Source organism: Lysinibacillus louembei (assembly GCF_033880585.1).
Lineage (GTDB): Bacteria > Bacillota > Bacilli > Bacillales_A > Planococcaceae > Metasolibacillus > Metasolibacillus louembei.
In genome coordinates this window covers 2,344,415-2,358,425 of sequence record NZ_CP137624.1, presented here as the reverse complement: position 1 = coordinate 2,358,425, position 14,011 = coordinate 2,344,415, and the positions used below count along the sequence as shown (strand labels likewise).

The following is a 14,011-nucleotide window of genomic DNA, read 5'->3' as shown; positions in this document are numbered from 1 at the left end:
TTTTTTACATGCCACATTATGTATGGTAAAGTTAGACATAAGGAGGGAAGAAAAATGAAATTGAGAGATTTTGTTTTAGGGGTAGCAACGGGCTTAGCAGCAGCTATTATTATTAAAGAGGTTAGCGAACGCGTTGATCCTTACTTATCAGCAGACACAGTATTACAACAAATTAAGGCAGAGTTCAAAAAAGAAGCGCCGATTGATGGCTCATGGGTGTTTATGAAAGTAGAAGAATTTAGCAATGGCTTTACAACAACTCCTGTTTATCGTGGCGGCATTTCACGTATGATGAATGGCGAAATGGAATCATTCGAATTCGCAGCAGACGCTCGCTCAGGTGCAGTGTTGGAGCTGACGAAGCTGTAAATAGAATTTTTTAGAAAGATACCAGCGATTTTCAAAAATCACAAGAAACTGCTTTGCTTTTGGCGAAGCAGTTTTTATTTAAGAGGTGTAAATATTGCAATATACAATTTATAACGAGCATATATAATAGAGTTTTTGTGATGATTTAGTCAAGTTAGTGAATGATAATTTTCCGATAGAATGCCGAAAGTTGCTGATAGAATCACAAAACTTACCGATAGACCTAAAAAAGAGCTAGCTTGTTATCATTTCCAGCTAGCTCTCTCCATATATTCTCCTGTATGTATATCAAATATATATTGTCCTTGCTCTGTATAAATAAAGTATGCTTTGTGATGTCCCTTTGGTGCATTACTAGTCTCTAAACGAGCCGCTTGACCTGTTTCTTGCTCAATTTTTTGCGTGGCTTTCTCATATGTATAAGCAGGCAAATCACTATAAACAATCACACTAGCTGTCAAAATACAGAACAGATAGATGATCATTATAAGTGTTGGGGATTTTACAGGCTTCCAAAGCAATCGAATGAATAAAACAATACTAATCAACAAGCTAGGTAGCCATCCATTTGTTGAGGCAGGAATGAAAGCATACTGTTTACCAATAAAAAATAATCCTATCGAAAGGAAAATATGAATGGCACATAGCATCAGCAATATGATTTTTTTCATTGCGTCCTCTCCCTACCATTCCAGTGCTTTTTGTATCGCCCATGCTTGATATGCATGAATTACCTTTGTACTAGCAACAGAAGGCTCCAGCCATACAAGGACATGCCCTTTTTCTAAAGGCTCCCCTACCAACTGCTTTTTCTCGCATATATAAAAATGTCCTTCATTCAGATAATACACTGCATTGTTACATGAATAAAAATATTGCTGTGCATAGCCTAAATAGTGAATCGGCTCAATTGCCATGCCCATTTCTTCTAATGCTTCTCGCTTTAAACACATGACATGATTTTCGCCCTCTTCTATGCCACCACCAGGTAGGAAATAATCCGCTCCATTTATTAAAATCAACGCTATTTTTTCTTTTGATTCATCGAATATAATGGCGTATGCAGCATCTCTTTTTACATATGTGTTTTTCTTTTGTCCAAATACAGGTACAGTCATTAACTCCCCCCTTTAATAACAATAGCTGTTCAGAAAGTGAATTTTTGATTAAAATTGTGCTCCTGCGGTGGTCACAATAGAGCTTTTCTGCGACGAGTAATCGCAGGAGCAAATGGTTTTAACTGCGACGAGTAATCGCAGGAGCAAATGGTTTTAACTGCGACGAGTAATCGCAGGAGCAAATTGTCACCATCCTCGTCGCAAAGGGAGCGTCCCAAAATGACTTTTCGGACGCTCCCTCACTATTACTTAAACTGAATAACTGCCTCGTTGCTGCGCTTTAAGCTATCAACAACTTCCTTGCCTGTCACATCCCATTGAATCATGCGGTAATAGGCATCATGATAGAAAATAAATTTATAACCATTTTCCAATGCTTCCTTCATCAGCTTTTCCTTGGCAAAAACGCTTGTCATTGGATAATCATCGTAAGCTAACACCCATAGCGGATTTTGATGGGCATGTGTTGGCATAATATCTGCCATATGTAACAAGACCTCACCATTTTGCTCTAAGCGAATGACCGCATGCCCGTCGCTATGACCACCTGTATGTACCATCTTCAAGCCAGGTACGATTTCTAGCTCACCCTCAAACGTTTTCACTAGATGCTGTACAGGCTCCCAATTTTCCTTCCAGTATGTGTTGCGTGAACGGATATTTGGGTTGCGCATTTCATTCCATTCGATTTGCGTCGTGTAAATCGTTGCATTTGGAAAGACGGGTACGAGCTTGTCACCTTCCCAGCGCGTTAAGCCACCTGCATGGTCGAAATGCAAATGCGTCATTAAAATCGCATCGATATTTTCAGGCTTCAGGCCAAGCTCAGCTAAGCTTGCTTCAATGTTCGACTCCTCTGATACACCGAAATTGCGCAGCTGCTTTTCTGTGAGCTTTCCTGCGCCCACACCTGTATCAATTAAATAATTTTTTCCAGCATATTGAATTAAAATTGGCTCACATGCCAATTCAATTTGGTTTAAGTCATTGACAGGGTATTTGCGTGACCATAGCGCCTTCGGTACAACACCGAACATCGCTCCCCCATCTAGCGCAGTTACCCCACCATTTAACCAAAAAAGCGTCATTTCATGAAATACATAGTTATCCATCCATTTCTCCCCCTATTACTTAAATTGGCACTCTAAGCGATAAATCGGCTGCCCTTTTGCTGAAAATTTCTCCTCATACTCTGTCATCACATTATCCTTTGGCATATTAGCATGTAAGTCAAGAGATACATAGTTTAATGCCATTCCATAGGCGTTCATGCTCACTAAAGAGTATTCAAATAAACCTCGATTATCCGTTTTAAAATGAATTTCGCCTTGATCCATTAACACGCTTTCATAGATAGATAAAAACCCTTCATGTGTTAAACGGCGCTTCGCATGGCGCGCTTTTGGCCATGGATCAGAGAAGTTCAAATAAACGCGACTGACATCGCCCTTTGCGAAATATTCTTGTAATTTTGCTCCATTTACTTTTAAAAGGCGCAAATTAGCTGGCTTATTAGCTTCTACAATACGCTCTAGCGCACTGACAATTACGCTATCATATAGCTCAATACCAATATAATTAATATCAGGATTTTGTAATGCCATTCCTAAAACGAACTGACCTTTTCCTGTGCCAACCTCAATATGGATAGGATGATCATTCCCAAATACAGTTGCCCAATTTCCTTTACATTGCTCAGGGTTTGGCAGAATCACATCTGGATGCTCATTAATAAATTCCTCTGCCCATGGTTTATTTCTTAATCTCACTTACTTTTCCTCATTTCTTTTTTACATCTTTTTAGTATAACTGATTCACTATTTTTTTGTCGCATACCAGCTTAAAGGATTCACATAAAATGTTAGCCCTTCCTTTGACTTTGCCAATATTTCTCCATCTGCATGGCAAAGCAGCTCTGCATTATGTGTCAATTGAAATTTTTGTCCTGTTAGCTGTGTTACTTCTTTTAAATGAACATGCATACCAGGAAATATCGTCATAAACAAAAATAGTAATTTTATTGCCGATAGATTATGTACAACAATCACTTCAAGCATTTGATCATCCGTTTTAGAGGATGGTGAGAGCTTCATACCACCGCCGAAATATGGCTGGTTGCACACTGTTGCAAACCAAACATCATGAAAAACATGCTGCTCTCCATTCTTCATCACCGTTAACTCAAATGGTTTAAAAACAAACAATTGTTTAATTAAATAGTAAATGTAGCTTAGTTTGCCAAGTCCTAATTTACCTAAAACTCTTTTCAATGCAGAATCATTGGCAGCCTTGGCGACAGCTGCATCAAAGCCGATGCCACAGTTATTCATAAAAGCATGCTGTCCTTGCAATGTGACCATACCACAGTCTTGCTGCTTTCTCGTAGGTTGCTGTATAAATTGAAGCAGCTCTTCTACCGAATGAAATGTATCATATGTACGTGCATAATCATTGCCTGAGCCGCCAGCCATCACACCGATTGTTACCCATTCGTTCGCAAGCACACCGTTTATTACTTCATGTATCGTTCCATCTCCTCCAATGATCACGATACATGCTGGTCGACTCTGTTCCTCTGCCTCCTGCGCAATCTGCTTAGCAATTTGAAACCCATGACCTCTATACTCTGTTATGTGTAGTATATAAGGAATTTCTAATAGGGACTGCCAGCTTTTCCAGCGTTTCATCCCCCTGCCGCTGCCTGCATGTTCATTCAAAATAATATGCAGCTGCATCATTCGTCATCCTTTTTCTGCTCGCTCCATATATCTCGATGGAACGATGTCGTTTGACCAATTGCTAAAATGGATTGAGCTGCTCGAATTTGCATATGCTTCATTGGCGAAACAGTGCGTTTCATTTGTTGAAGCCATTCTGCGTAGTTGCGCTTATCAACAAATTGCACGCCATAAACAGAGCCTGGATAATCAAAATAGCCATTGCGCGATAGCAGTACTTTGCGAACCGGCATTTCAACCTCTGCCTGTTCAAATAGCTGCTTCACTAATGTTTCCATTCGGTTCAAACGAATAAATGGATTCAGCGTCTTTTTATCTTGTTTCCCTACTTTTTTTAACCAAAAACGTTCACTGCTCCCAACATAAACAGCTTGACTTTCTTCCTCCACCACTGTAATGCAAATACATTCAACAGGTGTAATGATAATGACCTCTAATTCAATTGGTGCCTTTTTCACTCGCAAAATCGGGTAATAAAGCAGCAAGTAATTATCAGGTAAGTCCTGCAATAGTGTACGTAGCAATGTGTCACGCATATATTTTGGATCGACATATGATTTTTCACGCAGTGTAGAGCTCGCCCATTTCATTTGAAAATGGAAAAATTGATCCATAAACATGCGCTTGAGCTCCTCTAAGCTTTGCGGATTATACACGATATTGGGCTCGAAAAATAGCGTCGTTTCCTCATCGAGAATTTCTTCATCTTCCTCTGCCTCATCTTCCACAAGCACTTCTACTTCTTGCTTTTTTGATGGAAATATTTTTTTCAAGAAGGAAAACCTCGGCTTTGCTACTTCAACGATATCATCCGTTGTATCAACATGCTCCCATTGCTGGTTCAGTTCACCGCCCGTTTCCCATTGATGCTTAATGCGCTCCCACTGCACCTTCTTCAATCGGACAAATTGTGTAGGATAGCGTGTGAAGTCAATCTCATAGCGAGATATATAGTCCTGTATTTTTATTAATTGTGCCATGATCTAACACTCTCCATCTACTAGCTTCATACTTTCTATTGTACATGAATTATGTGTAAAAAAATATACAATTGAAAGTTACATACCGCCAAAATATATGACACGCCACCTTACTTTCGATACAAAATGAAAAGCACAGGCACCCTAAACTGAGCTGCCTGTGCTTTATTACAATTAAATTGTAATCGCTGCTGGAATTTTCGTTTCAAATTGTGCTTGCAATTTGCGTGTCCATTCACCTACTTGAGCGCCGTTAATTTGCTTGCCATCAATTTCAATTACTGGTGTAACTTCTGATGTCGTTGATGCAACAATGACTTCGTCCATTGCAAGCAATTGTTCTTTCGTTATTGGCTGCTCCTTTACTGGCAGACCGATTTCCGCCGCACATGTTAAAATTGCTTCACGTGTAATACCTTTTAAAATGAGGTTATTTGCTGGATGTGTATATAAAACGCCATCCTTCACACCGAAAACATTCGTTGATGAGCCTTCTGTAATTGTTTCACCACGATGTAAAATTGCTTCATAGTAGCCTTTTTCAAATGCTTCTTGCTTTGCTAATATCGCGCCTAATAAGTTTAATGATTTGATGTCACAGCGCAGCCAACGAATATCTTCAACAAACGTTGCCTTTACCCCATTTTCTAAATTGGCAACAGGCCTTGCTGCTTCTACTGCTGTTCCTGTTAAAACAGGCGTTACATCTGCACTTGGGAAAATATGATTGCGCGCTGTTGCACCACGCGTAATTTGGCAATATACATGTCCTGTATGAATTTCATTTGCCTCTACAAGCTCATGCAATAATTGATGTAATTTATGCTTCGTATATGGAATTGTTAAACGAATTTTTTCTGCGCTTAAATAGAAGCGATCGATATGCTCCTCAGCCATAAAAAATTGTCCATTATACACTTTGATTACTTCATAAACGCCGTCACCAAACTGATAACCACGATCCTCTTTATTAACAACAACTTGCTCATCTCCAATAATGCGATCATTTAATAAACTATACCCCATCATACATTCCTCTTCTCATCTTTATTTACTTGCTAGCTTAGCAATTGCCTCTGCATAAATAGCTGCTGCCTTAATTAAATTTTCCACGTCAACAAACTCATCTTTTTGATGTGCCACATCTGCTTCACCTGGGAATAACATACCAAATGCTACCCCTTTATTTAATACGCGAGCATATGTGCCACCGCCTGTTGATAGCACTTTCGAAAAATCATTTGTATACTTTTGGTAAACACCTACTAATGTTTGAACAAGCTCATCCTCTTCAGGTACATAATGCGGCGCTGAATTACTTGCGATATCTAATATGAAATCTGTTTGCGCTAACACTTGCTGCGCAGCCGTTATTTTCTCTTCGAATGAATAGGTAACAGCATAGCGCATGCTCACTTCAATTGTGCCACCATTGTCATCAAATCGAAGGATGCCTGGATTCAATGTTGTTTCTCCAGACATCTCATCACGATAGTTCAGCGCCAATGCTGTACCAAAATGATCCGCTCCAAAGACATCTGCAATAAACTGTACAAATTCTAAGCCGCTACTTGCTAGCTCTGTCGTTAAAAATTGCGCTAGTAATACCGCTGCATTGATACCTTTTTCAGGCTCCATTGCATGTGCTGATTTTCCTTTAACAGCTATTATATAGTGGTCTTGTTCTTTTGTTAAAGCACCTTCCGCCCCATTTTCCTGTAAAAATGCTTGGAATTTTGTAGCTCCATCTGCGGAAATAGTCACTAATTTCGCCTCAGCAAAATCCGGTACCATATTCGTTCGTTTTCCTGCGTTAAATGAGATGAGTGTATCTTTTTCAGTTGCCTTATTTTTTTGTGAAAAAATAAGATGTGCGATACCTTTTTCCGCATTAATTAGAGGGAAATCTGCATCTGGTGCAAAGCCAATTGTTGGCATTTCCTCTTTTTCAAAATAGCGTGTCACACAGCGGAAGCCACTTTCCTCATCCGTTCCGATAATCATACGAACTCGTTTATTAAGCTGAATGCCGCTATCCTTCACCATTTTCATCGCAAGCCATGCAGCCATTGTCGGTCCTTTATCGTCAATCGCACCACGACCAAACAATTTGCCATCCACAATGCGTCCTTCAAACGGTGGATATGTCCAACCATCACCAACAGGTACTACATCTACATGACATAAAAGTCCGAGTAACTCCTGACCTTCCCCCATCTCGATATGGCCAGCCATATTATCAATATTTTTCACTTGCATTCCTGCATGCTCACCTTTAGTTAGCATAAAGCGGAGGGCATCAAGTGGACCTTGCCCGAACGGCTTGTCTGCCGTTGCATTGTTTTCATCTAGCACGCTTTCAATTTGAATAAGCTGCTGTAATTCTGTCAGCAATTCATCCTGACGATTTTGCGCAATTTGTAACCAATTCATGTATTCCACCTCATTTTCTAATACCGTCTATTTTACGCCTTCTTCGTGAAAAAACAACGGAAAATATTATACTTTTTTAAGCAAATGCTACCCCTTCATATCGAAGACATAATGAATTGGTATTGCGCATAAAAAATGTAAATAAGAAGTAAATTTTTTATGAAATCATTTAAAACTAATAGAAATTGTTACAAATATGCGTTATAATCATATTATCAGAATATTTGTTCTGATAGATTACTTTTGAAAAGGGGTTGTCTGGGGCATCAACGAAAAGCCTACGTGCACTCCGCACATATTGTCGTCCGCTAGTCTTTGCCATGAGAATTAAGATCGAAGGAGTGGTTCACTAATGATGAAACCAACTACTGATAGAATGCTTAATCGTATTAAAGACGTGTACATGTTTATTCTTACAAAAGGAGAAGTGTCTACACAGGATTTAGTCGAAGAGTTCAACATCACTCCTCGCACCATTCAAAGAGATTTGAATGTGTTAGCCTTCAACGACTTGGTTATGAGCCCAAGTCGAGGTAAATGGACAACGACGAAGAAAAAAGTAAAACTGACATCCTAGTTTCACCTTGTTAGGTGAACGTAACAAAAAGAATGCCCTTTTCGTCGGGGGCATTCTTTTTCTGCATTATAATACTTTTAACGAATAGCGATTTTTACCACCATGCTTTGACATATACAATGCCTCATCTGCTCTTGAATATAGGTCTCGTTCTGTTTCTTGCAAATCGGCTTGCAACGTACCACCAATACTTAATGACAGCACTGCCCACGCTAAGTCGCTTCCTTGCCTTTTTAGAGTAATTTCCTCAATCGCTTTATTGGCGATTTGCTCTAACTTTTCAATGGTTGCATCTTTAATAACGATAGCAAATTCATCTCCGCCAAATCGAACGACAAAGCCTTCCTTTCGAGCAAGTTGCTCAAGCATTTTAGCAAGCTCTACTAAAACAATATCCCCCTTTATATGGCCATATTGGTCATTTACTTGTTTAAAATTATCTACATCAAATAACAATACGCCCATTTTTTTGCGCTGTTGTCGTTTTAATAACTTTTCCACTTGCTCTAAATAAGTTGCGCGATTGTATACACCTGTTAATGGATCACGTTCTGCCTGTCGAATTGTTTTCATTAAAATTAAATTTAATACAATGAGCGCGATAATCGATGTAAAAATAGCGACCGCTAAAATGAAATAAAACTGCTGTGTATTTCTTTTCAGCCATGCTAGCTCTGATGCGTTGCTATATTTTAGAAAAACTACTCGCTTCGTAGAGTAGCTTCTATTTTGCACATTATCATAAGGTAAAAAGCGGTAGGTTTCGATAATTCCATCCCCTATATGCCTCTCATACTGTATAATATTTGATGTTTCAAGTGCGCGTCGGAAAGCTGCCTGAAACTCTGTATCATTGCTTTTGACAGATTCATGTTCCCCCTCTGAATTGCTTAAATAATTGCCTGCACGGTTAATGATTTTCACTTCTAATAAATCATCATATTCTTTTGGTAATTTAGTCGCAATATCAAAAAAATTGAAATCACTGAACAAAGCAACATCCTTTGCTCGTATGCCTAGCTCCATTAAATATTCATGATCAGGGGTTGCTAAATAGCTATATTTCCACATTTCATTCAGCTGTGTTGAAATATCTATCCCCTCTGTGAAAAATTCCCCACTCAATCTTCTTTGTGTAAGGACACGATCAAATTCTGCACAGCACTCTTTAAAATTCATACCTAAATCCGGTGGGTATGTTGTATGAACGATTGTATTGGTATTGTCCATAATAAATATTTCCATACCATGTTGCTGTTTCATTTCCTCCAAATCCCATGACAATATATCCGAATTTTCCTTATACAGCATCGCCATTTTACGAAGCTCTGTTTCTACAGTTTTCGAAAGGTCTTGCTCTAAATGATATTGCACAGTATCAGTCGCCTCTAAATTATCTAAAATTTGATTTTCAATTAATGACCAATTGACTTTTGTCCGTTCTTGAATATCATTTTGTACAAGCTTACGATTAGTGAACGTTACAACAGTTACTAAAATCACTGCAAAAATGATAAGAGATAAAAGAAGCTTAATATGTAAATTTTTCATGTTAAACACGTTCCCTCATTGAAATTGAATTACCGAAATGAATTATTTATCTCGCATTTAACGGACATGCGATGAATAATTGTAGGAGCGCAACGACCCACTTTAAAACTTGAGAAAAACTCCTACTAAATTGAAATTGTATTTTATGTATAAATTTTTCCGTTTATATCAAGCACCTTACTTCCCTTATCAAAATAAGATTACAGTAAAAAATAAACTATTCATTAAAATTAAATGAAATATTTTACATAAAATTAACAAATTGGTTATAAAATAATTTATATTTTTTGAATTATTATAAAACATGAGTAAAATATTATCAAAAGGAAAAATGAGTTAATAATACAGTTACAAAGTATGTATACATCTAGTAGTCTTAACTATTTTAGAATGAATATCAAATTATATTAGTTCTATATATCTAAGAAGATAAAAAAAGTAACAATAAGGAATAATTTTTTCCCATTGTTACTCGTATTCATTCTATTTTTCGTTAAAAAATATTTATTTATTATTCATTAATAGTTCTAATTCCTCTGCTGTCACTTCACGATATTGTCCTAACGCTAAATTTTCATCTAATAAAAGTGAGCCCATTGATAAGCGTTTTAAATATGTTACCTTTTTCCCAACAGCTTCAAACATACGCTTCACTTGATGGAATTTACCTTCTTGGATTGTCAATTCAATTTCTGATAGTGCATCAGATTTCAAAATGACCAAATGTCCTGGCTTTGTTTCATAACCATCATCCAATGTAACACCTGCAGCAAATGCCTTGATATCTTCCTCTGTTACTTGTCCGTCTACTTTTGCATAATATGTTTTCGGTACATGCTTTTTCGGTGACAATAAATTATGTGCAAGTTGCCCGTCATTGGTAATTAACAGTAAACCTTCCGTATCTTTATCTAAACGTCCTACTGGAAAAGGCTTAAAATGCTGAGCAAGTGGGTCTAATAAGTCAATAACTGTTTTATCATAATTATCCTCCGTAGAGGAAATGACCCCCTGTGGTTTATTCATCATTAAGTAAATAAATTCTACATAATGCACGCGCTCACCGAAAACTGTCACATGCTGCTCATCTGGATTAACCTGCATTGCAGCATCCTTCGCCACAGCACCATCAATCGTCACAGCTTTTTGCTTCAATAATTGTTTTACTTCTTTACGGGAACCGTAGCCCATATTTGCTAATAATTTATCTAAACGCATAATTCCTTCACCTTAACTCATGCCTAATTTATCGGCGATTTTTTTAACTCTAGCACCTAATAGCTTTTGCGCTAATCCAAGGCGTAGCGATAAATAGCCATATACGCCTGCACCTGCTGCTGCACAAATTAATAAATAAACAAGTGCTAACATTTTGCTATCAGCTGGCGCAATCCATTGTAAAACAACATAAATAATTGATACGACAAGCGTCATCACAATCGTTAAAATGCAAATTAATAATATGCGACGCATCGCCACTTTGGCATTATATTGCAACGTACGATGAATAACAGTAATATTAATCACACAAGTCACCGCATAGCCAATCATCGTCGCTAAAATTGCTCCATCTACTTCCAACCATTTAATGAGCGGAATATTCAAAGCAAGCTTCACAAAAATTCCTGTCAGCAAGCTGAAAATAATCCATTTTTGATAGTTGATACCTTGCAGCAAGGAGGCTGTCACAGAAAAGATGGCAAATAAAATTGCTGCTGGTGCGTAATGCATTAAGACCGTTGCACCATTTTCGCTTTGTTCATATAAAACATGGTACAACGATGGCGCTAAAATCATAATGCCGACAACAGCTGGAATCGTCACAAACAATAACACTTGATACATTTTATCCATCGTACTACGCAATGTATGTAGCTGACCAAGTGTAAAATATTTCGTAATCGTTGGAATTAAAGCCATTGATAAACCAGTCGCTAGCATGACAGGGATAATAACGATTTTATGCGTCAATAAATTGAGCATTAAAAAGTAAATATCTGTTAGCTTCGCATCCACACCTTTTGCAATCATTGCACCATTAAACGTTAGCATATCCACTAGTTGGAACAGTGGATTGGCAATGCCCACGAAAATAATAGGAATCGAATAGGTGAAAATTTCCTTATAAATTTCGCTATAGGATACTTGTTGGCTCGCAATGGAATTAGCTTGTAGCACCCGAAATTCAGGTTTAAGCTTTTTCCAATAATGATATAACACAAATAAACCACCGAGCGCTCCAATAAATGCGGCAAATACGGCAAATTTAATTGCTGTTTCTGGCAAGCCACCAAACAGCACAACGACAACGAACGAGCCGCCGAGCAACACAACGATACGCGCAATTTGCTCAATCAACTGCGAAACAGACGTTGGCATATAATGACCGTAGCCTTGGAAATAGCCGCGAATTAAGCTCATCAAAGGGACAACAAGTAACGCATAGCTCACCCAACGGATGACTGAAGCGATTTGCTCCACACTGTACAGCTGCTCATCATCTTTAATGACCATATTAGCAAGCGGTGTTGCCAGTAAATTTAATAAAATAAATGATGCCAAGCCTGTCAATAGCATGACAATTGTGCCTGATTTCATTAAACGTACGCCCGTCTTATAATCGCCGAGTGCATTATATTTGGCAACAAACTTTGAAACCGCAAGTGGCAGCCCAGAAATGGCAATCGACAGCATAATCGTATAAGGTATGTATGCATACTGATAAAGAGCCATATTCTCTTCACCAACAATCGCATAAAATGGGAATAAGTACACAAGACCTAAAAGCTTTGATAAAAATAACCCGATTGTTAAAATCGCAGTTCCCTTCATTAATGATGACATGTTATTCTTCCTATCTTTTCTCAATCTAAAATTAGCCTACCTGTAAGTTTACATCTATGTGACCATTAACTCAAACAAATTGTGTATAATGGTAAAGAAAAATCAATTGTACTAGAAAGTGAGCATATAACTATGTATGATATTATCGTCATCGGCGGTGGTCCGTCTGGCTTAATGGCCGCCATCGCAGCGGCAGAGCAAAATAAAACAGTATTATTAATCGAAAAAGGCGGCAAGCTCGGCAAAAAGCTAGCCATTTCTGGTGGTGGTCGTTGCAATGTCACAAATCGCCTACCCGCAGAGGAAATTATTCGTCATATCCCTGGCAATGGTCGCTTTTTATATAGCCCCTTTACCGTTTACAACAACGAGGACATTATCGCCTTTTTCGAAGGCTTAGGTGTAGCATTAAAGGAAGAAGATCACGGGCGCATGTTTCCCGTATCTGACCGTGCACAGGACGTTGTTGACGCACTTGAAAAACAGCTCAAAAAATTAGCTGTTGAAGTCCGTCTTCATACCGCAGTACAAAAATTGCTAATCGATGAGGAACGCGTTTTTGGTGTACGCTTGCAAGATGGTACTGAAATTCGCGCAAATGCCGTTATCGTTGCGGTTGGTGGCAAAGCTGTTCCACAAACGGGTTCCACGGGTGATGGCTACCCATGGGCAGAGCGTGCAGGTCATACTGTCACAGAGCTATATCCAACAGAGGTGCCTGTTTTATCGAAGGAGCCATTCATCGCCTCACGTGAGCTACAGGGACTCGCATTACGCAACGTTGCTGTGTCTGTATTAAATGCAAAAGGTAAGCCGCTTGTGACACATCAGATGGATATGCTCTTCACCCATTTCGGCTTAAGCGGTCCAGCGATTTTACGCTGTAGCCAATTTATCGTCAAAGAACGTAAAAAAAATGGCGGGGCACCAGTACAGGTTCGCATTCAATCGCTGCCTGCCTATAACGAGGAAGGCTGCTTCCAAATGCTCATGCAAACGATAACAGCAGAGCCAAAAAAAGCAGTCAAAAATTTATGGAAATCGCTTGTGCCAGAACGTTGGCTACTATTTTTATTAGAGCGAGCAGGCATTGACAGCACTCTAACAGGTGCAGATCTTTCACAAGAAAAAATTCGTGCACTTGCTCATGAGCTCATTGCCTTCACAATGGACGTACATGGTACACAGCCACTCGAAAAAGCATTCGTCACAGGTGGCGGTGTTTCAGTGAAAGAAATTGAGCCAAAAACGATGGCATCAAAGAAAAAGCACGGACTATATTTCTGCGGCGAAATTTTAGATATCCATGGCTACACAGGTGGCTATAACATTACGTCAGCACTTGTCACAGGACGCATTGCGGGGATGAGCGCAGGCGGCAAAACTGCGGGGCATTGAATC

Annotated in this window: 14 protein-coding genes; 3 read left to right on the top strand and 11 right to left on the bottom strand. The window is 38.8% G+C overall.

Going from position 1 to position 14,011, the window contains the following annotated elements; translation table 11 throughout:
• The first annotated feature begins 54 nt into the window (after nucleotides 1–54).
• The gene (locus R6U77_RS11780; RefSeq protein WP_293929002.1) at nucleotides 55–369 is read left to right on the top strand and encodes a hypothetical protein; all 315 of its coding nucleotides are present in this window, start codon (nucleotides 55–57) and stop codon (nucleotides 367–369) included.
• Nucleotides 370–614: 245 nt separating this feature from the next.
• Here R6U77_RS11780 and R6U77_RS11775 read toward each other — a convergent pair whose 3' ends face one another.
• From R6U77_RS11775 to pepV, 8 genes are all read right to left on the bottom strand, one after another.
• Nucleotides 615–1,040 (bottom strand): hypothetical protein, encoded by a 426-nt coding sequence (locus R6U77_RS11775; protein ID WP_319835778.1) that lies wholly within the window; start codon nucleotides 1,038–1,040, stop codon nucleotides 615–617.
• 12 nt (nucleotides 1,041–1,052) lie between these two features.
• Entirely contained in the window at nucleotides 1,053–1,487 is a 435-nt protein-coding gene (locus R6U77_RS11770) for an NUDIX domain-containing protein (protein ID WP_319835777.1), read from the bottom strand.
• A gap of 245 nt (nucleotides 1,488–1,732) precedes the next feature.
• Nucleotides 1,733–2,599, bottom strand: coding sequence for a YtnP family quorum-quenching lactonase (locus R6U77_RS11765; RefSeq protein WP_319835776.1), 867 nt, complete (start codon nucleotides 2,597–2,599; stop codon nucleotides 1,733–1,735).
• A gap of 15 nt (nucleotides 2,600–2,614) precedes the next feature.
• The gene (trmB, locus tag R6U77_RS11760; protein WP_319835775.1) at nucleotides 2,615–3,256 is read right to left on the bottom strand and encodes a tRNA (guanosine(46)-N7)-methyltransferase TrmB; all 642 of its coding nucleotides are present in this window, start codon (nucleotides 3,254–3,256) and stop codon (nucleotides 2,615–2,617) included.
• A 48-nt stretch (nucleotides 3,257–3,304) separates the two neighbouring features.
• Nucleotides 3,305–4,222 carry a diacylglycerol/lipid kinase family protein gene (locus tag R6U77_RS11755; RefSeq protein WP_319835774.1) on the bottom strand — a complete coding sequence of 306 codons (918 nt, stop codon included), beginning with the start codon at nucleotides 4,220–4,222 and terminating at the stop codon, nucleotides 3,305–3,307.
• The gene (locus R6U77_RS11750) at nucleotides 4,222–5,205 is read right to left on the bottom strand and encodes an NERD domain-containing protein (protein ID WP_319835773.1); all 984 of its coding nucleotides are present in this window, start codon (nucleotides 5,203–5,205) and stop codon (nucleotides 4,222–4,224) included. The genes R6U77_RS11755 and R6U77_RS11750 overlap by 1 nt, the downstream gene beginning before the upstream one ends.
• 174 nt (nucleotides 5,206–5,379) lie before the next feature.
• Nucleotides 5,380–6,231 (bottom strand): D-amino-acid transaminase, encoded by an 852-nt coding sequence (dat, locus tag R6U77_RS11745; RefSeq protein ID WP_319838372.1) that lies wholly within the window; start codon nucleotides 6,229–6,231, stop codon nucleotides 5,380–5,382.
• A gap of 21 nt (nucleotides 6,232–6,252) precedes the next feature.
• On the bottom strand, nucleotides 6,253–7,638 hold the full coding sequence (gene pepV / locus R6U77_RS11740; RefSeq protein ID WP_319835772.1) for a dipeptidase PepV: 1,386 nt from the start codon (nucleotides 7,636–7,638) through the stop codon (nucleotides 6,253–6,255).
• 355 nt (nucleotides 7,639–7,993) lie between these two features.
• Here pepV and R6U77_RS11735 point away from each other — a divergent pair, with 355 nt between their 5' ends.
• On the top strand, nucleotides 7,994–8,215 hold the full coding sequence (locus tag R6U77_RS11735) for a DeoR family transcriptional regulator (RefSeq protein ID WP_042474511.1): 222 nt from the start codon (nucleotides 7,994–7,996) through the stop codon (nucleotides 8,213–8,215).
• Nucleotides 8,216–8,281: 66 nt separating this feature from the next.
• Here the strand turns inward: R6U77_RS11735 and R6U77_RS11730 are convergent, their stop codons facing one another.
• From R6U77_RS11730 to R6U77_RS11720, 3 genes are all read right to left on the bottom strand, one after another.
• The gene (locus R6U77_RS11730; protein WP_319835771.1) at nucleotides 8,282–9,766 is read right to left on the bottom strand and encodes a GGDEF domain-containing protein; all 1,485 of its coding nucleotides are present in this window, start codon (nucleotides 9,764–9,766) and stop codon (nucleotides 8,282–8,284) included.
• A 504-nt stretch (nucleotides 9,767–10,270) separates the two neighbouring features.
• Nucleotides 10,271–10,984 (bottom strand): pseudouridine synthase, encoded by a 714-nt coding sequence (locus R6U77_RS11725; RefSeq protein WP_319835770.1) that lies wholly within the window; start codon nucleotides 10,982–10,984, stop codon nucleotides 10,271–10,273.
• Between the two features lie 12 nt (nucleotides 10,985–10,996).
• Nucleotides 10,997–12,610, bottom strand: coding sequence for a putative polysaccharide biosynthesis protein (locus R6U77_RS11720; protein WP_319835769.1), 1,614 nt, complete (start codon nucleotides 12,608–12,610; stop codon nucleotides 10,997–10,999).
• A gap of 132 nt (nucleotides 12,611–12,742) precedes the next feature.
• On the opposite strand from R6U77_RS11720, the gene R6U77_RS11715 reads away from it, so the two are divergent.
• Nucleotides 12,743–14,008: a BaiN/RdsA family NAD(P)/FAD-dependent oxidoreductase gene (locus tag R6U77_RS11715; RefSeq protein WP_319835768.1), complete on the top strand. Its 1,266-nt coding sequence runs from the start codon at nucleotides 12,743–12,745 to the stop codon at nucleotides 14,006–14,008.
• The last annotated feature ends 3 nt before the right edge of the window (nucleotides 14,009–14,011 follow it).

Coding starts and splice junctions, on each gene's coding strand:
- R6U77_RS11765 (WP_319835776.1), bottom strand. CDS start 2,599: ATGGATAACTATGTATTTCATGAAATGACGCTTTTTTGGTTAAATGGT.
- R6U77_RS11750 (WP_319835773.1), bottom strand. CDS start 5,205: ATGGCACAATTAATAAAAATACAGGACTATATATCTCGCTATGAGATT.
- R6U77_RS11735 (WP_042474511.1), top strand. CDS start 7,994: ATGAAACCAACTACTGATAGAATGCTTAATCGTATTAAAGACGTGTAC.
- R6U77_RS11730 (WP_319835771.1), bottom strand. CDS start 9,766: ATGAAAAATTTACATATTAAGCTTCTTTTATCTCTTATCATTTTTGCA.
- pepV (WP_319835772.1), bottom strand. CDS start 7,638: ATGAATTGGTTACAAATTGCGCAAAATCGTCAGGATGAATTGCTGACA.
- dat (WP_319838372.1), bottom strand. CDS start 6,231: ATGGGGTATAGTTTATTAAATGATCGCATTATTGGAGATGAGCAAGTT.
- R6U77_RS11720 (WP_319835769.1), bottom strand. CDS start 12,610: ATGTCATCATTAATGAAGGGAACTGCGATTTTAACAATCGGGTTATTT.
- R6U77_RS11770 (WP_319835777.1), bottom strand. CDS start 1,487: ATGACTGTACCTGTATTTGGACAAAAGAAAAACACATATGTAAAAAGA.
- R6U77_RS11775 (WP_319835778.1), bottom strand. CDS start 1,040: ATGAAAAAAATCATATTGCTGATGCTATGTGCCATTCATATTTTCCTT.
- R6U77_RS11715 (WP_319835768.1), top strand. CDS start 12,743: ATGTATGATATTATCGTCATCGGCGGTGGTCCGTCTGGCTTAATGGCC.
- R6U77_RS11755 (WP_319835774.1), bottom strand. CDS start 4,222: ATGCAGCTGCATATTATTTTGAATGAACATGCAGGCAGCGGCAGGGGG.
- R6U77_RS11725 (WP_319835770.1), bottom strand. CDS start 10,984: ATGCGTTTAGATAAATTATTAGCAAATATGGGCTACGGTTCCCGTAAA.
- R6U77_RS11780 (WP_293929002.1), top strand. CDS start 55: ATGAAATTGAGAGATTTTGTTTTAGGGGTAGCAACGGGCTTAGCAGCA.